Annotated in this window: 23 protein-coding genes; 7 read left to right on the top strand and 16 right to left on the bottom strand. The window is 38.3% G+C overall.

Annotated elements, in window-relative coordinates; all coding sequences use genetic code 11:
- Nucleotides 1-13 precede the first annotated feature (13 nt).
- From ppk1 to AB657_RS01035, 11 genes are all read right to left on the bottom strand, one after another.
- Nucleotides 14-2080, bottom strand: a complete 2067-nt coding sequence (gene ppk1 / locus AB657_RS01085) for a polyphosphate kinase 1 (protein ID WP_047244817.1) — start codon at nt 2078-2080, stop codon at nt 14-16.
- Between the two features lie 3 nt (nt 2081-2083).
- The gene (locus tag AB657_RS01080; protein ID WP_047244816.1) at nt 2084-2569 is read right to left on the bottom strand and encodes a SixA phosphatase family protein; all 486 of its coding nucleotides are present in this window, start codon (nt 2567-2569) and stop codon (nt 2084-2086) included.
- A gap of 12 nt (nt 2570-2581) precedes the next feature.
- A complete protein-coding gene (gene pdxH / locus AB657_RS01075) occupies nt 2582-3229 on the bottom strand; it encodes a pyridoxamine 5'-phosphate oxidase (protein ID WP_047247710.1) in 648 nt (215 codons plus the stop codon).
- A gap of 121 nt (nt 3230-3350) precedes the next feature.
- Nucleotides 3351-4256, bottom strand: coding sequence for a ribonuclease Z (locus AB657_RS01070; RefSeq protein WP_047244815.1), 906 nt, complete (start codon nt 4254-4256; stop codon nt 3351-3353).
- Nucleotides 4253-4585 (bottom strand): hypothetical protein, encoded by a 333-nt coding sequence (locus AB657_RS01065; protein ID WP_047244814.1) that lies wholly within the window; start codon nt 4583-4585, stop codon nt 4253-4255. Before AB657_RS01065 ends, AB657_RS01070 begins: the two co-directional genes overlap by 4 nt.
- Before the next feature lie 4 nt (nt 4586-4589).
- Nucleotides 4590-5519 carry an aspartate carbamoyltransferase catalytic subunit gene (locus tag AB657_RS01060; RefSeq protein WP_047244813.1) on the bottom strand — a complete coding sequence of 310 codons (930 nt, stop codon included), beginning with the start codon at nt 5517-5519 and terminating at the stop codon, nt 4590-4592.
- A 3-nt stretch (nt 5520-5522) separates the two neighbouring features.
- On the bottom strand, nt 5523-6062 hold the full coding sequence (pyrR, locus tag AB657_RS01055) for a bifunctional pyr operon transcriptional regulator/uracil phosphoribosyltransferase PyrR (RefSeq protein ID WP_047244812.1): 540 nt from the start codon (nt 6060-6062) through the stop codon (nt 5523-5525).
- Nucleotides 6063-6169: 107 nt separating this feature from the next.
- Nucleotides 6170-6898 carry a LytR/AlgR family response regulator transcription factor gene (locus tag AB657_RS01050; protein WP_316933200.1) on the bottom strand — a complete coding sequence of 243 codons (729 nt, stop codon included), beginning with the start codon at nt 6896-6898 and terminating at the stop codon, nt 6170-6172.
- Entirely contained in the window at nt 6895-7728 is an 834-nt protein-coding gene (locus AB657_RS01045) for a sensor histidine kinase (RefSeq protein ID WP_232304822.1), read from the bottom strand. The genes AB657_RS01050 and AB657_RS01045 overlap by 4 nt, the downstream gene beginning before the upstream one ends.
- Nucleotides 7729-7981: 253 nt before the next feature.
- Nucleotides 7982-8344: a DUF4907 domain-containing protein gene (locus AB657_RS01040; RefSeq protein ID WP_047244809.1), complete on the bottom strand. Its 363-nt coding sequence runs from the start codon at nt 8342-8344 to the stop codon at nt 7982-7984.
- An 84-nt stretch (nt 8345-8428) separates the two neighbouring features.
- Nucleotides 8429-9418, bottom strand: a complete 990-nt coding sequence (locus AB657_RS01035) for a Kelch repeat-containing protein (RefSeq protein WP_047244808.1) — start codon at nt 9416-9418, stop codon at nt 8429-8431.
- A gap of 242 nt (nt 9419-9660) precedes the next feature.
- Here AB657_RS01035 and AB657_RS01030 point away from each other — a divergent pair, with 242 nt between their 5' ends.
- A complete protein-coding gene (locus AB657_RS01030) occupies nt 9661-11013 on the top strand; it encodes a DUF4270 family protein (RefSeq protein ID WP_232304821.1) in 1353 nt (450 codons plus the stop codon).
- Entirely contained in the window at nt 11000-12253 is a 1254-nt protein-coding gene (locus tag AB657_RS01025; protein ID WP_047244806.1) for an OmpP1/FadL family transporter, read from the top strand. Before AB657_RS01030 ends, AB657_RS01025 begins: the two co-directional genes overlap by 14 nt.
- A gap of 110 nt (nt 12254-12363) precedes the next feature.
- On the opposite strand, the gene rpsA is transcribed toward AB657_RS01025, so the two are convergent.
- Nucleotides 12364-14205, bottom strand: coding sequence for a 30S ribosomal protein S1 (gene rpsA / locus AB657_RS01020; RefSeq protein WP_047244805.1), 1842 nt, complete (start codon nt 14203-14205; stop codon nt 12364-12366).
- A gap of 267 nt (nt 14206-14472) precedes the next feature.
- Here rpsA and AB657_RS01015 point away from each other — a divergent pair, with 267 nt between their 5' ends.
- A complete protein-coding gene (locus AB657_RS01015; protein WP_047244804.1) occupies nt 14473-14853 on the top strand; it encodes a LysM peptidoglycan-binding domain-containing protein in 381 nt (126 codons plus the stop codon).
- Between the two features lie 53 nt (nt 14854-14906).
- Here AB657_RS01015 and cmk read toward each other — a convergent pair whose 3' ends face one another.
- The 3 genes from cmk to AB657_RS01000 all read right to left on the bottom strand — a co-directional run bounded on the left by cmk (nt 14907) and on the right by AB657_RS01000 (nt 18877).
- A complete protein-coding gene (cmk, locus tag AB657_RS01010) occupies nt 14907-15596 on the bottom strand; it encodes a (d)CMP kinase (RefSeq protein ID WP_047244803.1) in 690 nt (229 codons plus the stop codon).
- A gap of 27 nt (nt 15597-15623) precedes the next feature.
- On the bottom strand, nt 15624-18074 hold the full coding sequence (lon, locus tag AB657_RS01005) for an endopeptidase La (protein WP_047247709.1): 2451 nt from the start codon (nt 18072-18074) through the stop codon (nt 15624-15626).
- A 230-nt stretch (nt 18075-18304) separates the two neighbouring features.
- Nucleotides 18305-18877 carry a sugar O-acetyltransferase gene (locus tag AB657_RS01000; protein ID WP_047244802.1) on the bottom strand — a complete coding sequence of 191 codons (573 nt, stop codon included), beginning with the start codon at nt 18875-18877 and terminating at the stop codon, nt 18305-18307.
- A gap of 124 nt (nt 18878-19001) precedes the next feature.
- Here AB657_RS01000 and AB657_RS00995 point away from each other — a divergent pair, with 124 nt between their 5' ends.
- The 4 genes from AB657_RS00995 to AB657_RS00980 are packed head-to-tail and all read left to right on the top strand — an operon-like array spanning nt 19002 to nt 21962.
- The gene (locus AB657_RS00995; protein WP_047244801.1) at nt 19002-19556 is read left to right on the top strand and encodes an RNA polymerase sigma factor; all 555 of its coding nucleotides are present in this window, start codon (nt 19002-19004) and stop codon (nt 19554-19556) included.
- Nucleotides 19556-20119, top strand: coding sequence for a hypothetical protein (locus tag AB657_RS00990; RefSeq protein WP_047244800.1), 564 nt, complete (start codon nt 19556-19558; stop codon nt 20117-20119). Before AB657_RS00995 ends, AB657_RS00990 begins: the two co-directional genes overlap by 1 nt.
- Nucleotides 20100-21191, top strand: a complete 1092-nt coding sequence (locus AB657_RS00985) for a DUF4097 family beta strand repeat-containing protein (RefSeq protein ID WP_047244799.1) — start codon at nt 20100-20102, stop codon at nt 21189-21191. The genes AB657_RS00990 and AB657_RS00985 overlap by 20 nt, the downstream gene beginning before the upstream one ends.
- A 45-nt stretch (nt 21192-21236) precedes the next feature.
- Nucleotides 21237-21962, top strand: a complete 726-nt coding sequence (locus AB657_RS00980; RefSeq protein WP_047244798.1) for a head GIN domain-containing protein — start codon at nt 21237-21239, stop codon at nt 21960-21962.
- A gap of 54 nt (nt 21963-22016) precedes the next feature.
- On the opposite strand, the gene AB657_RS00975 is transcribed toward AB657_RS00980, so the two are convergent.
- Nucleotides 22017-23333: an MFS transporter gene (locus AB657_RS00975; RefSeq protein WP_047244797.1), complete on the bottom strand. Its 1317-nt coding sequence runs from the start codon at nt 23331-23333 to the stop codon at nt 22017-22019.
- Nucleotide 23334 lies beyond the last annotated feature (1 nt).

The raw sequence follows: 23334 nt of genomic DNA, 5'->3' as shown, positions 1-23334 counted from the left end.
TAGGGTTAACGGACTATGATTTTAGTTTTTTCAAATAATAATCATATGTCTCAAACTGTGACCTACATTCTGGTACGGTTGTTTTACGGTAGGCGTTGTCTTGTTTTTCTGTGAATACACGTGCTTTTAGGTTATCTCTCCAACAGATTTCAAAAGTGTCCATAAGCTCTTGTTTAATATCCTCATCATAAATTGGGCAACCTACTTCTACCCTATAATCAAGATTCCTGGTCATCCAATCGGCCGATGAGATATATACTTTAGGATCACCCCCGTTGGCAAATACGAATAGTCGGGTATGTTCTAAAAACTTATCTACCACACTAATAGCCTCAATGTTCTCGCTCATACCTTTTACACCCGGCACAAGACAACAGATACCTCGAATGATCAATTGGATCTTAACACCTGCCCTACTGGCCTTGTACAGTTTATCTACCATTTTATAAGAGGTAAAACTGTTCATTTTTATCTTTATATAGGCTTCTTTTCCAGCAATGGCATTTTTAATTTCATTATCTATCAGCTTAGAAAAAATACTCTTGGTATAGTGTGGAGACACGATAAGGTGCTTGTACTTATTAATTTTATACGTAGTCTCAAAAAAATCGAATACTTTGTTCAGCTCTTTTAAAATTGCTTCGTGTGCCGTAAACAAGGTGTAATCGGTATATATTCTGGCCGTGTCCTCATTAAAGTTACCGGTACTAATAAAACCATATCTTTTAAGACCTTGCTCTTCCTCCCTCTCTATCAAACAAATTTTGCTATGAACCTTTAACCCCGGCACCCCAAAAATCAATTTAACTCCTTCTGCCTGTAATTGCTCGGCATATTCAATATTCGCCTGCTCATCAAAACGCGCCTGTAGTTCTATCTGAACGGTCACCTGCTTCCCATTCTTTACGGCGTTTATCAAAGATGCCGCCACCTGAGAATTATTTGCCAACCTATATACCGTAATTTTAATAGTGCGCACCTTTGGATCCAAAGCGGCTTCTCTCAGAAATTTTAAAATGTATGTAAAGGTGTGGTATGGAGTATATTGCAAATAATCTTTTTTAGCGATACTTTCAAGAATACTACCTTCGATACTTAATCCCTTAACAGGTAATGGGGTAATTCTATCATACAATAAATCTTTTCTGTTAAGACTTGGAAAGCCCATATAATCCCTTTTGTTATGATATCTTCCTCCAGGTATTACACTATCGGTCTCCTCAATGTTCATCTTCTCCTTTAAAAATGCGAGGGTATCTTTACCTATACTCTTATCGTACACAAAACGTACGGGATCACTGATCTTTCTGTGCTCTACACTAGAAGAAATTTTTTCGATAAAACTTTTGCTCAAATCATTGTCAATGTCCAATTCCGCATCTCTGGTAATCTTTATCATATGCGCAGAGATGGACTCGTATTCGAACATGGTAAAAATACTATCCAGACAATACCTGATCACATCATCGAGAATTATAATATAATCTTTGTCCCCCTCTTTAGGCAACACCACAAAACGATCGATGCCTTTTGGAATTTCTATCAGCGCAAATCTTTTTTCTTTTTTAGCCTTATCGCTTTTAATGATCATCTTAATGGCCAAATAAGCCGCTGTATCCTTTAGGGTCGGAAAACGGGTAAGGTCGTTAAGGATTATCGTCATTAACTGCGGACTCACATTCTGAAGAAAATATCGCTTAACAAATTCCTTCTGATTATCATTAAGTTCGGTCTCCTTGATAATAAAAATATTCTGGTTTTCCAGCTCTTCCTCTATCCGCTTTAAAATGACCAAACTTTTGGCCTGTTGATTAATAACGATTTCTGTAATTTCCTCTAACAGATCTTTGGCCTTTTCCCCTCCCAAAACACTTTTGCCAGTTTTTCCGGCTTCTACGATTCTTTTTACGGTAGCATAACGTACTTTAAAAAATTCATCCAAGTTATTAGAGAAAATACCCAAAAACCTCAACCTTTCTATTAAGGGCACCTTGGTATCGGCACTCTCTTGCAACACACGCTCATTGAACCACAACCAACTTATTTCTCTATTTACGTACTGATTATTATACTTCACCATATTTTATTTTAACTGCTTTGGAAATATTGTTTTAATTGTAGAGCCTTGTGAAATATCTTTCCATGACCCTTCACTGAACTGTATATGTGCAAAACCGCTCGTGGGAAGATTATCTATGTGTCTGTCTCCCAAAGAATTTACCAAATAGGTAAATGCGTGGTTATGGCCAAACAGTAACACGGTATCAAAATCATCGTTTAGGCTTTTTATAAATCCCAATACTTTATTACCCGAAAAGTCATACAAATCTGGAACGATCTTTAATTTATCCAAAGGATATTTTAAACTCCTAAGACAAATTATTGCCGTATGAAACGCCCTATTCGCCGGGCTCGAAAACACAAAATCGATAGCCAGATCCTCTTCCGCTAATTTAGCGCCCACCAGATGGGCATCCAATACACCCCTTTGTTGCAAGGCCCTATCTTGGTCGCCGACATTGAGTTCCCAAGAAGATTTCCCGTGGCGCATAAACAATAAATTTTTCATACCTATCCAGTTTTACGGTGCCAAACGCTCCACTACCCAATCTAAACCATTTTCCAACCTGTAACGGATTCTATCGTGCAGTCTATTGGGTCTTCCTTGCCAAAACTCCATCGAAATAGGTTTTACTATATACCCTCCCCAATGTTTTGGCCTTTGCACTTCTTTTCCGTCATATTCTTTCTCTAATCTTGTTAATTCATCTTCCAGTTCGTCCCTGGAGGCAATAACACTACTTTGATTAGAAACCAAGGCACCAAGCTTACTGCCATGGGGTCTTGATTCAAAATACCCATCGGAAAGGTTTTCGGCTATTTTTTCCGCTTTTCCCTTGATAATTACCTGCCTTTCCAAATTGGGCCAAAAAAAAGACACGCAAACATTCGGGTTATTGGAAATAGCCCTTCCCTTTTCACTTTTATAGTTCGTGTAAAAAATAAATCCCTCGTGGGTATATTTCTTTAACAACACTACCCTGCTTTTTGGAAAACCGTCTAAACCAATCGTAGAAACCGTCATTGCGTTGGGCTCATCCACTCCATTAGATTGTTCCACCTCATAAAACCAAGTCTGAAAAAGTTGCATTGGGTTGTCGGAAATACTATTTTCCATCAACGCACTTTTTTCATATGATTTTCTGTAATCCCCTAGATCTTTCTGCATCATTAAAACTTAAAAAAACAATATACTCAAAGATCTTGAAAAGATCTCATTTTTTAAAGCAAGACTTGCTCTTTTGTTCGGCGGACCAAAGATTATTTTATCTATCTAAATTGAAACAAAGCTAAAATTCAAAACACTTGCCGTCATCGGCCAAAAGTACGTTGTCGAAAATTTCTTCTGCCTGCTCCTTAAACAAGGATATTGATTTGTAGCGTGTAGAATAGTGACCCAATATCAAAGTACCGGCGTTTGCTTTTTTTGCTATTTCCGCGGCTTCCTTTGCCGTAGCATGCTTTGTCTTTTCGGCCAGATGTTTTTCCGATTCCAAGAAGGTAGATTCGTGGTACAGGACGTCCACTTCTTTTATTTGGGCAATAATATCCGGCTTAAAAGCCGTATCACTGCAAAACGCATAAGACCTTGGTTTAACGGGATCAAAACTAAGCTCAGCATTTGCTATTATCTCTCCCATTTCCGTAACCACATCTTTCCCTTTTTTTATGTTCTGAAAGTAGGCCTTGTCTATTTCATGATATTTTACCGCATCAACATTTAGCTTGCGTTCGCCCAACTTTTCTTTGAACAAAAAACCATTGGTATAGACCCTATGGTTCAATGGTATGGTCTCGACGGTTACTTTTTCATCTTCATAAATCAATTCTTTTTCGGCCGATGTTAATTCATGAAAGTAGAGCTGATAATTGGTCCAAGAATCTCCTAGTTTTAGCAAAAGGGTTACGGCCTCCTTTATTCCTTTGGGGCCGTATATGTGCATTTCCTTATCCCTTCCCAGTAACCTAAAGGTCGAAACAAGACCGGGAAGGCCAAAAAAATGGTCTCCGTGCAGGTGCGAAATAAATATATGGTTTATTCTCGAAAACTTGATCTTATGCTTGCGCAACTGTACTTGTGTACCCTCTCCGCAATCTATCAAAAACATATGGTTTTTGATTTCCAATACTTGTGATGTCGGGTTCGTTAAGGTTCGTGGAGTGGCCGCATAACAACCAAGTATCGTTAATTTCACAAGCCGAGGTCCCTTTCTATTTCTTCCATTTCAACTATGTCTTTGGCCTCTTGTAGCGTAGGTACGACCATAATTTCTTCCGGAACTTCATCATAACTTACCTTATCGGTAACTATTACGAACGATTTTCCCGAATTTTTATGCTTATTGGAAATTTGAAGAAATTCCAGCACATCGCCCGCAGATAATTTTTCAAAGGAAAAAAGATTTAGAATCAAATTGTCATTTTTAACCTCTGAATAACGGTCTTCCAAATTTTTAAGAAAAGTAGTAATGACTTTTTTTTCTTGGTCTACAATGGTAGTGGTTCCTTGTTTATCAAAAATCATCTTCTTACTGTTTAATCTTTGAAGCTAATAAATAAATTACAGCCATACGAATTGCCACTCCGTTCTCTACCTGGTTCAAAATAATGGATTGTTTTGAATCGGCCACATCGCTCGTAATTTCTACGCCTCTGTTTATAGGCCCAGGGTGCATGATCACTATTTCTTTGGCCAGACTATCCAAAAGGGCTTTATTTACTCCAAATTGTTGTGTATACTCTCTTGTGGTCGGAAAATAACTAATATCCAACCGTTCATTCTGTATGCGTAGCATATTTGCCACATCGCACCATTCCAATGCCTTTCTTAAATTCATTTCCACCTGCACCCCTAAAGACTCTATGTATTTAGGAATTAATGTTTTAGGGCCGCAAACCTTTACGTTAGCCCCCTGTAATTTTAAGGCGAAAATATTGGAAAGAGCAACTCTTGAATGTAATATATCACCTACTATGACCACATTTTTACCTGCCACATCCCCTAATTTTTCTCTTATTGAATAAGAATCCAACAATGCCTGTGTAGGGTGTTCATGTGCCCCATCGCCGGCATTTACAATAGAAGCCTTCACATGTTTTGACAGAAATATTCCCGCCCCCGGATTGGGATGTCTCATCACCACCATATCTACTTTCATAGAGAGAATGTTGTTCACCGTGTCTATTAGTGTTTCTCCCTTTTTTACAGAAGATTGACTTGCAGAAAAGTTTAAAACATCTGCAGAAAGTCTTTTTTCCGCTAGTTCAAATGAAAGCTTGGTGCGGGTACTGTTTTCAAAAAATATGTTGGCTATGGTAATGTCTCTTAACGAAGGAACTTTTTTAATGGAGCGATTGATAACTTCTTTAAAATGATCTGCTGTTTCAAAAATGAGTTGAATATCCGACTCTTTTAAATATTTAATTCCTAGCAAGTGATTTACACTCAGTTCGCTCATTTTTTATCTATTAATCAAATAAATTATATCCTCGCCATCGTTTTCCTCCCACATTACTTTTACTTTCTCATTATTAATGGCATCTACTTGGCGCCCTCTATAATTGGGTTGTATTGGTAAATGTCGACTAAACCTTCTATCTATCAACGTTAAAAGTTCTACTTCTGAAGGCCGGCCAAAGGACTGTAAAGCCGTTAAGGCCGCATTGATACTGCGACCGGTATACAGTACATCGTCAATTAAAACAACTTTCTTGTCTTCTACCAAAAAGTTGATTTTTGTCTTTGTCGCTTCCAAAGGTTTATCTCCCCTTCTAAAATCGTCCCTATAAAAGGTAATATCCAGAAAACCTAGATCGATATGCTTTACCTTATATTCCTCCGTAAGAATTTTTGCCAATCTCTGTGCCACATAGATACCCCTAGGCTGTATGCCAATAAGTACGGTATTTTTAAAATCTTCGTGGTTTTCAAGAAGCTGACAAGCCAAACGATGTAGGATGATATTTATTTCCTTTGAAGAGAGTAAGACTTTTTGACCCATAGTATGTCATCCGTGCTTTTAGCTTCACAAAAATATGAAATTCAAAACAAAATACTCCATATTGAGCTTACAAGGCTTAAAAAAATTTGTACCGTAAACCAGAGATACTAAATACCCAAAATGGAGAAAAACGCCTCTTTATGGCTCTCCCCTATCGGTATGCGAAAGTCATTAATGACAATTCTATTGCGTTGTACCTTTTTTATGTGGTTCACGTTCACCACATAAGACTTATGTACCCGTAAAAATTGGTTCGGTGGTAATTTGCCCATTAGCTCCCTAAAACTCATCAATGTCAAAATTGCCTTGTTGGTATCCTGAACATGAATTTTAAGATAATCTTTTAGTCCTTGTATATATTCTATGGAGTCCAAATTAATCTTAACACTTTCGTATTCCGATTTTACAAAAACAAACTTTTGAGACTCATTGGTATCGCCATGACTAGAAAACACATTTCCGGTAGTAGGCGCATTCTTGTTGGATATTAGTTCTTGTGCCCTAGCTATGGCCCTGATAAACCTGTGATAAGGAATAGGCTTCACCAAATAATCTATGGCATTAAGGTTAAAGCCCTCAACTGCATATTGCGAATAGGCGGTGGTGAATATAAACAAAGGTCTATTGTCCAATGAATTTATAAAGTCTATACCATTTATTTGGGGCATCTCAATATCGCAAAAAATAAGATCTACACTTTTTTTGCGGATTTCGGTAATGGCATCCAAAGGGTTGCTATAGGTACCTACAACCTCTATAAAATCTAACTTAGAGCAATAGTCTACCAATATTTCTATTGCCAAAGGTTCATCATCTATAAATATACACTTCATCATGCGCTTTTTAAATTTTTTAATTCCAATTCTACCCTATAATTGATACCGTTGTTAAAGACACGTAGAGTATGCATGTTCGGGTATAAAAGATTTAATCTGTTTCTTACGTTTTCAAGACCAATTCCAGAGCTTTTTGCAGATTTCCTTATCACCCCGATCTTATTATCTATAAAAAAGCGAATAGACTCATTACTAATACATAGTTCTATTCTAATAGAGGTTTTACCATTGTAATCGGTTCCGTACTTGAATGCATTTTCTATAAACGAAATAAATATTAGTGGCGGTATGGCCCTACCCTTATCTTCTCCAGATATCTTAAGGGTTACATTTTCACTATCTGACAACCTTAAAAGCTGCAATTGCACATAGCTTTTTATATAATCCAATTCTTTTGTTAAAGGAACCATGTCCTTATCCGCTTCATAGATCATATACCGCATCAGTTCCGATAGATTAACTACGGCCTGGGAGGTATCCAACGATTTTTTTACCGAAAGGGCATAAATGGTATTTAGGGAGTTAAACAAAAAATGCGGATCCAGTTGATTTTTTAAAAGTTGTAGTTCTGATTTTATATTCTCTTTTTCTATCTCTTCGCGCAGATTATTATTTTTCTTCCATTCTAAATAAATACGTAATATAGAACTAATGGAATACGGGATACCCAAACGCACAAAAGAGGCAAAGAAAGGTCTAAACCTAAAATCTCCCCTTGGCATATCTATAAGCTCAACAGCCCTGGAACCAGAAGAAGAAAAAGGCCTATACCTTACTCCATTCCCGTTCAGCCCCATAGGCCCATTGATTAATGGAGGAGGTTGAGACAATAGAATATTTTCAAACAATACCACTAATGTGATACAGAGCAAAGAGAGAACCAAATAAAAAAGAACTCCTTTGTTAAGTAAAAATCTAGGTACAAAATAAAAATAGTTTATATAAAAAAGCAGAATTATAGAAACCATTCTGGGTAACATGAACAAGGGGAAAGACCCCCCTTCGGAAAGAAAAGGGTAGCTTAAAATACTATAAAATAAAATCCAAACGATTATATGGACGAATAGATTGGTATAGGTAGACCTATTCAACAACATTCGACGATTTGTTGCTACCCATCTCTATGCCCAATGCTTTAAGCTCCTCAAGAGTAACGGCGGGGTTAGCACCTTTTAACAATTTGCCCATTACACATTTTGCCACCTTGTCGGCATCATCATGGGTAAGAAAAGCGATTTCACCAACAAAACCAGGTATTGTTTCTTGTTGTATGATCAATTTCTCACCGTTAAAAATACGATAGCCGTAACCGGCTTCTTGATCTATTACTTCACTGTACAAATAATGAGGTGTTTTTCTCACTTGGTCCTTTTTATCATTGTTCAAGGCAAAGTACACTATACCCACAATACATATTCCTATAACAAAAGTTAAAAAACCCTTCATAATCTTAAACTTTTAAAAAGGATCAAGCAAAACTGCTTGATCCTTCCCCTTTAATCAACAACCAATGCACTAAATAAAGCTTTCTTAATCTTCGTCATCATACTCGTCCATCGGAAAGAACTCTTTTAGGTCGTCCAAATAAAGAGACCCTGTTCTTCCCATACCTATAAATGCCCGAGTTGAATTTGAAAACACAACGCCATCTTGTCTTGCGGCCCCTTCAAAAGGGGTTTTTTGTTCCCACTCATCTGTGGTGGGGTCATATTTCCATACACTGGTAAGTGCACCGCTAGATTCTCCACAGGCTATATAACCGTACCCGTTCATTTCAAAGCCCAAGGCACTGCTCCTGACAATGGTATAGTCATCTTCTTCATCCAAATCCAATTTCTCCGTCCATGTTTCCGTAGAAGGATCAAAGGCCCAGAAATCATCAAGGTATACCCCGTTAGAAATTCCGGTCCCCATGTACACAATTCCATTAACCGTAAACGTTGTGGCCGAACGTCTTTTGTTTCCACCAAAGCCCACTAATTCTGTCCATTGGTCCGTACTGGGATCATACTTCCAAAAGTCTTTCAGATCGTTCTCACCATCATACCCCGTACCAAAATACCCATAACCGTTCGCTGAAAAGGCCACCGCACTTCTTCTAACCACCGGAAGCGACGCTATTTGGCTCCATGTATTGGTACTTGGGTCGTACTTATAAAAATCACCCAATTCATCAACCCCATCATAACCAGATCCTACATAGCCTATACCATCAATCTGAAAACCTACGGCCGCATTACGGGCTACCCCTGGAAAATCTGCCTTCTGGCTCCAATAATCACCATCGATATTATATGACCAAAAAGAATTTAAATAGTCATCACCATCATAACCTAACCCCATGTAACCAGTGGAGCCTATAGTGAAATAGGCAACACTACTTCTGGCGCTACCATCAAAAACGGAACTATCTATCCAGTTTCCCAAATCCTCGTCATCATCACTAGAACAACTATAGGTCATTACCATAACCATACTTAATAATACCGCTGCTCTATACTTTAAAATCGTTTGTATCATTTTTAGAAAAATTCATGAAATTATTAGATAGACAAATCTAGAATCTTGTCTCCCCTACAGAAAATAGAATATATCTACAGTATGATTTAACATACGAACAGGGCATTTTAATCTATCAATATCGATATTGATTTTATCGTGACAATACCCCTCTTCATCCCTTAAGAAAACTGGTTCGTCTATTCCTATTTCTAAGCCTATATGTAGTATGTAGCTTCGCGAAACAATTAATTATCGATTATATGACCTTGACGAAAAAATACGCATGGCGATCCATGCCTTTCTTGTTTTTTTTGGTACTAGCATCTTTTCAATCTTGTACCGACGACAGTTTAAACTCATCGGACTTTGAGGCCGGAGAAGCTTTTACCAACAGCAATATCCGTGTTTATGAAATTGATACCGTCACCGTATCAACATCGACCATGAAGTTTGACAGTTTGGCAACTTCATCTGCTTCCAGAATGTTGATAGGGCAATATAACGACCCTGTTTTTGGTACCGTTAAAGCTTCTAGTTACGCACAGGTGCTCCCAACTTCTTATACTATTGATACCGACTCTGAATTCGACAGTATTGTACTCTACCTAAAACCGGACTCATATTACTATAATGACACACTGCTTACAAACAATATTAAAATTAGGCGAATTACACAAGATCTTAAACCAGATAATGGAGAAGATTATTTTTACAATACAAGTACGGTGGCATACGACGATACCGATTTAGGATCAATTAGCTTTACCCCAAGACCTATTACAGCAGATTCGTTAGAAATTAAACTATCGGATTCTTTTGGTATTGAAATATTCGAAAATCTTCAAGACCAATTAATCGTCAACGACGATGAATTTACAAATGCCCTTAAAGGTCTTGCCTTTATACCTGACGATAGCGATGATGGATCTATACTAGGTTACTCTTATGATACCGCATCTACCTATATACGGTTATACCATAGCATACCCGAATCGGACGAACGTGTACAATCTTATACAGATCTACAGATAAATATGCTGGACAGCCCTACCCCGTTCTTTCTCAGTATTACGGCCCAAAACCCCATAGAACCCCTACAGACCCTTACAGATAAGGAGATAGACCTTAAAAGTGAAGATTCTGGCGACTTAAGCTTTATTCAGTCCGGGGTTGGCATAGCCATGAAAATTTCATTCCCTTATATCAAACGGCTTTATGACATAAACGGATCGGGAACCATACTGGATGCCGTCTTAAAAATTAAGCCCGCAGAGCAATCTTACAACGATAATCTAATGCTAAGCGACAATCTATCGGTTTTCAAAGTTGACCAGAACAATGCCTTGACCGAACAACTGACAATTGACGGTGCAACCGTGGTATCCGCCACATTAAACACAGACAATCAAGAGTTTAACGAGATTTACTATGAAATTCCTTTAAGTACTTATATAGAAGAAATTTTAACTGAGAGCCCGGAAACGAACGAATCCCTAATTCTATTTCCAAGTGACTATATATCTGAGGTCAATCGATTTATCCTTCAAGGAAATAGTAAAGACTCATTTGAAACTGTTTTAGAAATTACTTATGCCATATATGATGAAGATTAACCTTACAAGAATACTTTTTACACTTACCGTCGTGGCAGGTACCACGGCCTATTCACAGTCTGAGGCCCTTACCAGTTCTCCATACTCACTATACGGGCTTGGTATCGTAAACCAAGCAAGTATCGGCAAATCAAACGGGTTGGGCTATAGTGGTATAGGTCTAAAAAATATTGGAAGTATCAATAATTTAAATCCGGCCACATTTTCATTGGTTCCAAGAAATTCATTTTTGTACGACGTGGGACTGAAAGGCCAATTCAACGAATATTCAAACAATTACGATTCTGAAAAAAAGACAAACTTTAACTTCTCGAATCTTGCGTTCGCCTTCCCTATAGGGCAAGGATTCGGAGCAGGTGTAAGTTTGGTCCCCTATAGCGAGGTCGGGTATTCCGTTGTTGGGATAGAGACAAATATAGAAGGCTCTACAGATACTTTTGAAAGCACCATTAGTGGCCTGGGGGGGCTTAGCGACCTTAAAATGAACCTAGGGTACCAAATAAACGATAATATCAGGTTTGGTATTTCTGGATCCTTTCTTTTTGGCAATATCGAAGAAAATGAAAGTTTTTATGTCTCGGGCAGCTACTTTGAATCCAGCGAAAAAACCAATTATTCAGGTTTTAGGGTATCTACAGGTTTGCAGTTTGACCTCTCGGACAAGATTACCATTGGTAGTACCATTCAATTTCCAACCAGCTTAAGCGGCAAGGTAACCAGAAACGTGATAAAAACACTGGATGGCGCCGAAGTAACCGTAGAGGATGAAACCGTTGAGTCTGTTGACGATTTCACCTTGCCCTTGGAAGTTGGTCTGGGAATAGGAGCCACTGTATTTAATTCTTGGACCATAAGTGCCGATTACAAGAAAAACTATTGGTCAGAAACCGACCAAGAAGAGGCAATAGGCCATTATGTGGATCAAAATGTGTACGCCATAGGATTGGAGTACCAAAAAAATGCGACAAGCTACAAGTATAAAGACAGGATCCAATATCGCCTAGGTTACAACTACGACGACGGAAACTTGTCTATCGGCAATAAAAAAATAGACGGATACAACATTACCGGAGGTATAGGCATACCGCTGCACAGCGGCAGAAGTTCTTTCCTAAATCTTTCCTATAGCTTTGGAAACAGAGGTAAGATCCAAAATGTAGTTATAAAAGAACAGTATCATTTACTTACCCTTAACCTGAGCCTTGAAGACGTATGGTTCGTTAAAAGGAAGATCAATTAAAGATATAATTATCTATAGAAGACAATTATTTATTGTTATTAGGTCACAAAAAAAGCCCGAACAAATAATTGTTCGGGCTTTTTGTATTATCAAGATACTAAATAAAAACCTTATTTCTTTTTAGAATCGGCTTCCATTTTATCTTTCAACGCTTGTAAGGCATCGTTGGCATCACCTAAAGTTGGCTTAGCTTCCTCAGATGCAGCGGCCTGTCTTTTAGCGGCAGCTTTTACGTTACGTTGCTCTTCTTCCCTAAAGATAGCCGTATGACTAGCTACAACACGTTTGAAGTCTTTATTGAACTCAATGATCTTGAATTCGGCCTCATCGCCTTTTCCTAGTTTTTTACCATCTTCTTTTTCCAAGTGGCGCTGTGGAATAAATGCAGTAATATCCTCGTTAAATTCAATAGTTGCACCTTTGTCCACTACATCTGATATAGTAGCAGTATGAACGGTTCCTACAGCAAACTCAGTCTCATATTTATCCCAAGGATTTTCTGTTGTTTGTTTGTGACCCAAGCTTAACTTACGTCCTTCAACATCCAACTCCAATACCTCAACCTCTAGTGTATCACCTACATTGGTGAATTCAGAAGGATGCTTGATTTTCTTGGTCCAAGAAAGATCTGAAATATAAATAAGACCATCGATACCTTCTTCCAACTCTACAAAAACACCGAAGTTTGTAAAGTTACGAACGATACCTTTGTGTCTAGATCCAACAGGGTATTTAGTAGTAATATCGGTCCATGGGTCTGGTGTCAATTGTTTGATACCTAAAGACATTTTACGATCTTCCCTATCCAAGGTCAATACTACTGCTTCTACCTCATCGCCAACTTTTACGAAATCTTGTGCAGAACGCAAGTGTGTAGACCATGACATTTCAGAAACGTGAATTAGTCCTTCAACACCTTCAACAACTTCTATAAACGCACCGTAATCAGCAATAACGACTACTTTACCTTTTACCTTGTCACCTACTTTGATATCATCGCTTAGTGCTTCCCAAGGATGTTTCTCCAATTGTTTAAGACCTAATTGAATTCTAGATTTATTTTCGTCAAAATCAAGAATTACAACATTCAGTTTTTGGTCTAGTTCAACAACCTCGTTCGGGTGGTTGATCCTGCTCCAAGAAAGGTCGGTAATATGTACAAGACCATCAACACCACCAAGGTCGATAAAGACACCGTAAGAAGTAATGTTCTTAACAACACCTTCCAATACTTGCCCTTTCTCCAACTGGCTAATGATCTCTTTTTTCTGCTCTTCGATATCCGCTTCGATCAATGCTTTGTGAGATACGACAACGTTTTTAAATTCATGGTTGATTTTCACCACCTTAAATTCCATTGTCTTGTTCACATACTGATCATAGTCACGAATTGGCTTCACGTCGATCTGAGAACCTGGCAAGAAAGCCTCTATTCCGAAAACATCAACGATCATACCTCCTTTGGTTCTACATTTAACAAAACCAGATACGATTTCTTCTTTGTCATGGGCAGCGTTTACACGATCCCAAGCCATAATGGTACGAGCTTTTCTATGAGACAACACTAACTGACCGCTCTTATCTTCGCGAATATCAATTAGAACCTCTACTTTATCGCCAACCTTCAAATTTGGGTTGTAACGAAACTCGTTCAATGAAATAACACCTTCAGACTTAGCATTTATATCAATAATTGCCTCTCTGTCCGTTAAATAAACTACCGTACCTTCGACTACTTCCTCATCGGCAGTATCAACGAAATTTTCGGCAACCAATTCTTCGAATTCCTTAAGCTTGGAATCATCGACTCTTTCGATTCCTTGCTCGTACTTTTCCCAATCAAAATTTTCTAAAAACTCTTGTGGGTCCTGCTTTGGGGTTTCCGTAGCAGCTTTTTGTGTAGTAGCTTCTGTAGTTTCTTCTACTTCAGCAGTTGTTTTTTCTTCAGCCATTTGCTGATTTAAAATTTGTATTTCATAACCTTATCAAGAATTAAGCAATAAGTATGAAAGCTATTATTATTATGATTTTAACTCCCCTAATTTCTCTTGATATGCTTGCGAAAAAAGGTGTGCAAAAATACAATTAAATTAATTAACACACAACTAGTTACCCCTACCATTATACGTGCCTTTGGTAATTTTCGGTTTTTTGCCCCAAAATAGACCAATTATTGTTACCTTACGGACTCAAATATTAACCATTAAATTAAATTTATCATGAGCGTAAAAGCGAAATATCAACCGGTATTGGATCTTGGTGAAAAATTAGGCATCAAAGACGGTAATGTTACCGTAGAGGGCAATACCCTAAAAGTAAAAGGCGAAGCCAATACCCCGTATGAAAAAGATATCTTATGGGACAAAATAAAGGAAATTGGAGGAGAGCATCCTTCTGATATAAAGGCCAATATTACGGTAAGCGATGATTCTGTTTATCACAGACACACCGTAAAAAGCGGCGAGTCTCTAAGTAAAATAGCCAAACATTACTATGGCGACCCTATGAAGTACAAAGAAATATTTTCTGCGAACACCAATATATTGAGCAATCCGGATGTTATTCATCCTGATCAGGTATTGGTAATACCAAAATTATAAGACAGTCTTAAAGCATAAAAAAAACCGTTAGTCTAACTAACGGTTTTTTTTATCTAGTTATTAATGATCCTTAGGGCATGCTCATATATTCTTTCAAATTGTTGCACCAACCCAAGATCACTATTGTCAAATTCTATAGCATCTTTTGCCTTGGTAAGCGGAGAAACCTCTCTATGAGAGTCTATATAGTCCCTTTTTTGTACATTCTCAAGAATGTCTTCATAGTTAACATCCTCTCCCCTATCCAACAGTTCCTTATACCTGCGCACTGCTCTTTTTTCAGGAGAAGCCGTCATAAAAACCTTAAGCTCGGCATCTGGAAAAACTACCGTTCCGATATCCCTACCGTCCATAACAATACCTTTCTCCTTTCCCATTTCTTGCTGAAGGGCAACCAACTTGGACCGCACCTCTCTCACTTCCGAGATAGGAGAAACATTTCTGGACACCTCTAAACTTCTTATCTGTTTTTCCACATTTTTACCGTTCAAATACATTTCGGCAAAACCAACATTCGGATTAAAAACAAATTTTAGTTCTATATCATCGAGTGCCGCAATCAACGCTTCTTTATCTATGCCCTTTTCGGTGACCATACCATTTTCCATAGCATACAACGTAACCGCCCTGTACATAGCGCCTGTATCTACATAAATATATTCAAGCTCTTTGGCCAATTGCTTGGCCAAAGTACTTTTTCCGGTAGACGAAAATCCGTCGATCGCTATAGTAATCTTTTTCATATTATAAAGGTAACAAGAAAACCATTGTTATAGCTTCTTTGCATTCTTAACATCTTGATCGGTCAAGGCAATATCTATCACCTCGTACATTTCTTTTACATAATGAAAGGTAAGGCCTTTTAAATATGATTCTTTAATCTCCTTAATATCCCTTTCATTATCGGCACATAGGATAATTTCTTTAATCCTTGCCCTTTTGGCCGCCAAAATCTTCTCTTTAATACCACCTACGGGCAACACTTTGCCCCTTAAGGTAATTTCCCCAGTCATGGCCAAACTTTTCTTTACCCTCTTTTGGGTAAACAATGACACCAAAGATGTTAACATGGTTATACCTGCACTCGGACCATCTTTCGGCGTTGCCCCCTCGGGCACGTGAATATGCACATTATACTTGTCAAAAACCTCTGGATCGATCCCAAATCTTTCGGCATTCGATTTTATATACTCCATTGCAATCGTGGCAGACTCTTTCATCACCTTGCCCAAGTTTCCGGTAATACTCAAATTACCTTTTCCTTTTGACAGTATAGACTCTATAAATAAAATGTCTCCCCCAACACTGGTCCAGGCCAAACCGGTTACCACGCCGGCAACTTCATTGTTTTCATATTTGGTACGTTCCATTTTTGGTGGCCCCAGTACCTTAATAATATCTTCGTTGCTGACCTTAACGTCATAATCTTCTTCGGTCGCAATGGATTTGGCCGCATAACGCACCATCTTTGCAATTTGTTTCTCCAAAGAACGAACACCGGATTCTCTCGTATAGCCTTCGACAATTTTCTCTAACTGCGGTTTACCAATCTTTAAATGCGAAGCATCCAAACCGTGTTCCGCCAATTGCTTTGGCAACAAATGCTTTTTGGCTATCTCCACTTTTTCTTCGATCGTATAACCATTTACATTTATAATTTCCATACGATCCCTCAATGCTGGCTGAATGTCTCCCAAATTATTGGCGGTAGCCACGAACATTACCTTAGAAAGGTCATAGCCCATTTCTAAAAAGTTATCGTAGAAATCGTTGTTCTGCTCTGGATCCAATACCTCTAACATTGCAGAAGATGGATCGCCTTGGCTACTGTTTGACAACTTGTCTATCTCATCCAAAATAAAAACAGGATTAGAGGTACCGGCTTTCTTGATGCTTTGAATAATTCTACCCGGCATGGCCCCTATATATGTTTTTCTATGACCACGAATTTCGGCTTCGTCCCGCAGACCACCTAAAGACATACGTACATACTCTCTACCCAAGGCCTCTGCAATGGATTTACCCAAAGAAGTCTTACCAACCCCTGGAGGTCCGTACAAACACAAAATAGGCGATTTCATGTCATTTCTTAATTTTAGAACGGCTAAATATTCTATTATTCGCTGCTTAACGTCCTCTAGACCATAATGATCACGGTCTAGAATGCGTTGCGCTCTTTTTAAATCGAACTTATCTTTGGAATATTCGTTCCAAGGCAGGTCTAGCAATAGGTCCAAATAGTTTCTTTGTATAGAATACTCGGCTACTTGAGGGTTCATGCGCTGCATTTTCGCAAGCTCCTTATCAAAATGCTCCTTGACCTTTTTACCCCATTTTTTCTTTTTGGCTCTTTCTCGCATTTCCTCAAACTCCTCATCGTAGGAAACACCGCCCAACTCTTCTTGTATGGTCTTCATTTGCTGATGAAGAAAATACTCTCGCTGTTGCTGGTCCAGGTCACTTCTTACCTTTGACTGTATATCGTTCTTGAGCTCCAGCTTTTGAAGCTCCACGTTCATATACTTTAATGTAGCCAAGGCTCTTTCTTGCAGATCGCCAATTTCTAAAAGTGCCTGTTTTTCTTTTACCCCAAGGTTTAGGTTCGAAGAAACAAAGTTGATCAAGAAAGAATCGCTCTGAATATTCTTGATGGCGAAAGACGCCTCGCTCGGTATATTCGGATTGTCTTTGATTATTTTTAAAGATAAATCCTTGATAGACTCTATTATGGCCAAAAACTCCTTATTGTTCCTGTCGGGCCTAACCTCTTCCGTCTCACGGATCGTTGCCGTCAAATACGGTTTTTTGGTAAGCACCTCGGCGATTTCAAATCGTTTTTTACCTTGAATGATCACCGTAGTATTACCATCGGGCATTTGTAATACCCTTAAAATTCTGGCCACCGTACCCAAGGTATTTATATCGTTTACATCAGGATTCTCGGTTTGCTCATCTTTTTGAGAAACTACTCCGATTACCTTACTGCCATTATTGGCATCCTTTATCAATTGAATAGACTTATCCCTTCCGGCTGTGATAGGTATTACAACCCCCGGAAACAATACAGTATTCCTTAAAGGCAAAATTGGCAGGGTCTCTGGCAACTGCTCACTGTTCATTTGCTCCTCGTCTTCTGCCGTAAGTAACGGTATTAACTCGGACTCCTCATCAATTCCTTGTAAGGACATATTGTCAAAATTTGAAAATTTAGAATCTCCCATACTCATATATCGGTCATTCTGTCATTAAACTAACAGAAACATTTAATTGTTAAATATTAAAAAACCCTAGAAAGACCTTGTCTACAGGGTTAAGCAAGATTTATCACCTTACCTCTACATGATTATTTCAATTCTTGTGCCATTCATTAAAAACGGCCTTAAATAGTTATTTTTCTCTTTCTTTCATACAAACTACTTGGCTTTGCTATAACAACACAACTCTATTACCTTTATATATTACGAACCACTTTACATGGGTTTCCCATGGCGAGCACATTGTCCGGCAGATCTTTGACCACCACACTACCTGACCCTATGGTAACATTATCGCCTATGGTAACACCCGGACAAATAATCGCATTGCCACCGATCCAAACATTATCACCTATAACAACAGGTTTGCTAGAGGTCAAATAAGCCGACCCACCGTCCTTTTCCACTATTCTTTCTGATGCCTTTAATGGATGCGATGCCGTATATATCTGTACATAAGGCGCAATAAGTCCATTTTTGCCAATAGTTATTCTATTATTGTCCAAAAACATACAATTGGTATTCACAAAGGTGTTTTCCCCTATATGGATATTTGTACCATAATCACAGAAAAAAGGAATTTCCACCCATACACCAGAACCTTTCTTACCAAAAAGATCCGACAGTATTCTTTCTCTTTCTTCGCCCTGATCAGAATCTAGATTATTGTACTCCTTTAACAACCTTCTGGCATTATGATACATTGCCAACAACTCCGTATCCCTAGAGTTGTAATACTCACCTCTTAACATTTTTTCTTTTTCCGTCACCTCCCTTTTGTTTTACTGTTCAGATTGATTTCCGTGTAATTATTAGCTGAATTTATAAAATCTTTTCTCCCAAACTGTAACAAAGCGTAAATTGAATCATCTATAAGACAAACCAATCACTTTTTTGAGCCAAAGAAAAGTACATATTGATGCATTATTGCAATCGTGCATGGAAGGTAAGCAAAGTGCGCAACTAGAGGTTTACAATAGGTACTACAAAGCTATGTACAACACGGCTTTGCGTATTGTAAAAGATAGTGCGGAAGCCGAAGACATTATGCAAGAATCGTTTTTAAACGCGTTTACGAAACTGCATACGTTCAAAGGTGAAGTAACTTTTGGCGCCTGGCTTAAGCGAATTGTAATAAACAACAGTATTTATCATTACAAAAAGCAACAGAAAAAAAACGAAGTTGCCCTAAATGATATAATGTACAAGGTCGAAGATAATGATGAAATTACTTCGGATCATGTGTTTACGGAACAAAAGGCTCAAAAAGTGATGGAAACCATGAAACGCTTAAAAGATAATTACAGAATTTCTTTGACCTTACATTTAATAGAAGGATACGACTATGAAGAAATATGTGCTATAATGAATATGAGTTATGCCAATTGCAGAACTACGATCTCTAGGGCAAAAGAAAGTTTAAGAAAACAATTGTTAACAGCTAATTGATGGAAAAGGACAATTTAGAAGAACTATTTAAAAACATGCAAGGTGCCTTTGATACGGAAGAACCTGCCGAAGGTCATCAAATGCGATTTATAGAAAAATTGAACGGCACAGGAGAAATGGCCAATACCGTAACAAAGAAAAAATCTTGGTTTTGGAAACCATTGTCCATTGCAGCTTCGATAACCATACTTCTTGGTTTGGCATATGGCCAACTGAACAAAAATACGAGCCTTGAAAACCAAGTAGCGCAGATTTCGCCCGAAGTTGCCCAAAGTCAATTCTATTTTGCAAGCTTAATAGAAGAACAGGTTAAGGAACTGGAAGCCGAAGAGACCCCGGAAACAAAAAAAATCATTTCCGATACCATGGTACAGTTGAAAACATTGGAGACAGACTATCAAAATTTAGAAAAAGAACTGATAAATGGTGGTAACAGTAAATTGATCTTAAGTGCAATGATCACCAACTTTCAAACAAGAATTGATTTATTAAATGATGTTTTGGGTCAAATCGAAACAATTAAGAATCTAAAGAATTATAATGATGAAAACTTTACTATTTAAATATAGCCTACTGATCCTATTACTAAGTCCGGGATTGATCTTGGCCCACGACGGCAAGCTTCGCGGCAAGTACACCAAAGAAAAAACGATCAAAAAAGAGTTTGATGTAAATTCGGATGCCCTTTTAAAAGTAAACAACAATTATGGGAATCTTACCATTACCTCATGGAACGAAAATAGAGTAATGATAGAGGTACATATAAAGACCAATGGCAACAACGAAGAAAAGGTACAACAAAAACTAGACGATATTTCAGTATCGTTCGAAGCCAGCAAAAGCATGGTTTCCGCCGAAACCATCTTCAACAACAGAAAAAGTGGCTGGGGCTGGAACTGGGGCAACAACAATAATGTAAACATGCAGATCAACTACACCATTAAACTACCCGTTAAGAACAGTATAAATCTAGACAATGACTATGGCAACATTATCTTGGACCGCATAGATGGGCACGCAAAAATAAGTTGCGATTATGGCAGATTAGAAATTGGCGAACTAAGAGGCCGTAACAATCAATTAAATTTCGATTATACCTCCAATTCCAGTATTGCTTACATAAATAGTGGAGAAATCAGGGCAGACTATTCTGGTTTTACCATAGAAAAAGCAGGAAACCTAATCATAAACTCTGATTATACCAATGCCCGAGTGGGAAAAATGGGGAACCTGGAGTACACTAGTGACTATGGCAAAATGGAAGTAGAAGAAGCAAACAATGTAAAAGGGAACGGAGATTACATTACGGTGAAAATGGGCACAATACACGGTAATGTGGACATTGTTTCCGATTATGGATCTATACGGATAAACGAATTGGCAGAAGATGCAGGAAATGTTTCTATCAGAACCGATTATACCGGCGTCAAAATCGGATACAACCCTAATTATCATTTCGATTTTGATATTACCACCAGCTATGCGGGAGTAAGTGGAAAAGATGATTTTGAAATAAATATAAGTATAGAAAAATCCTCCTCTAAACGCTACGAAGGATACTATGGAAGCACAGGAAGTGGAAATAGGGTTACGCTAAACAGCGACTATGGAGGCATAAGTTTCACCAAAAATTAATATCAATCAAAAGCTGAATGCCTTTCAGCATAAAATCAATATAAAATGAAAAAAGTCACAACACTATTATTTGTATTTACAATTACGGTATCATGTGCCGGACAATGGGGAAAATCGATAAAAGGAAACGGGGAAAAAGTTACGATCGATAGATCCACCGAAGATTACGATGCCATAGCGGTTTCGGGTTTTTTTGACGTAGACCTGGTAGATGGCAACGAAGGTAATATAACCCTAGAAGGGGAATCAAATCTTTTGGAATACATTATCACCGAGGTAAAAGACGACAAGTTGGTCATTAAAACCAAAAAGGGTGTCAATCTTAAACCATCCAATTGGAACAATGGCATACGTATTACCGTTCCGATAGAAAGTGTAGATGCTATCGCTCTATCCGGTTCTGGAGATATTGTAGGTAAAACCACCATTAAAGGCAATAGCCTAAAAACAGCCATGTCCGGATCTGGGGACATTACGTTAAAAGTTGACACACAATATTTAAGCGCAAGCATGTCGGGTTCTGGAGATATTACGCTAAGCGGCAACACCGAAGATTTTGAAGCAACTATCTCAGGTAGTGGAGATATAAAGGCATTTGATTTAGAGGCCGACAATGTAAATGCCACCGTATCGGGTTCTGCGGACATAAAGGTAACTGCCAATAAGACACTAAAAGCTAGGGTTTCCGGTTCTGGAGACATTACATACAGGGGCAATCCCTCAAAATTGGACACTAAAACTTCGGGATCTGGAGATATTTCAAAAGGTTAAATCAAAACAACGAACAATCAACAACTGTAAAGCCTCTTATCCGTAAGGGGCTTTTTATTTTTTAACCCTAAAGAGCATAAGCATACCCGCTAAGAAAAATATTCCCAAGAAGATGATGGCATTTCTCATACTACCCGTATACTGTGCTATAAACCCATACAAAAATGTACCTATGACAATGCCTATTTTTTCTGCCACATCATAAAAACTAAAAAAAGAGGCGGTGTCTTTGGTGGGTGGTATAAACTTAGAATACGTGGATCGCGACAATGCCTGTATACCTCCCATAACAAGGCCAACGCACCCGGCCGCGATATAAAAATCAATAGGGGTAATTACAAAATAAGCATAAATACATATAGAGACCCACAGCCCGTTTACAAACACCAAGGTTATAATGTTACCAATTTTTTTTGATGCCCATGCCGTCACGGAGGCTCCCAAAATCGCCACTATCTGAATTACCAAAATACTAACGATAAGGCCTGTTGTACGTTCAGAATCGGCTCCCCAATTAATTTCCTCTTCCCCAAAATAAGTAGCTATCAACATTACGGTCTGTACCGCCATGCTGTATACGAAAAACGCTCCCAAATAACGTTTTAAACGAATTTGATCACCCAATTGATGCCATACCAACCTCAACTCTTTAAAACCGTTTAAAATTATATGGGTGCGGTTTCCCTCCCTTTTGTTTCCTTCCGGCAAATAATAAAAACTGTATTGGGCAAAAACGATCCACCAAATACCTACCGACACAAAGGAGTATTTCATGGCCTTGACCTCGGCAATACCATTGACATCGGTAATTATGCCAAAAAGACTTGGGTTCATAATCATGGCAAGGTTAACGATGAGCAATAAAACACTTCCTACATAGCCCAACGAAAAACCTTTTGCACTGATTGCATCTTGTTGTTCGGGAAAGGCCACATCGGGCAAATACGAATTATTAATGGCAAAACTTACCCAAAAACCCACTAGGCCCATAAAGTAACACAACAAACCAATGTAAATATTTTCTAACGAGAACCAATATAGACCCATACAGGAAAGACCGCCCAGATAGCAAAAAAACTTCATGAAAATCTTTTTGTTCCCCAGGTAATCAGCTACCCCAGAAATCAACGGGGTAATAAGGGCGATAAATATAAAAGCAAGGGAAGTAGTATAACTTATCAGTGGAGCCCGTGCTATCTCACCTCCGAACACGGTTACCTTTTCTATCTCGGCAACACGAAACAAAGCTCCGTAAAATATAGGAAAAACGGCTGAAGAAATAACCAGGCTGTAAACAGAATTGGCCCAATCGTAGAAAGCCCAAGCGTTCAATAATTTTTTACTCCCTTTTAATACTAATGCTTTGGACATT

This window comes from Maribacter thermophilus (assembly GCF_001020565.1).
GTDB lineage: Bacteria > Bacteroidota > Bacteroidia > Flavobacteriales > Flavobacteriaceae > Maribacter > Maribacter thermophilus.
This window is presented reverse-complemented; position numbering and strand designations above follow the sequence as displayed.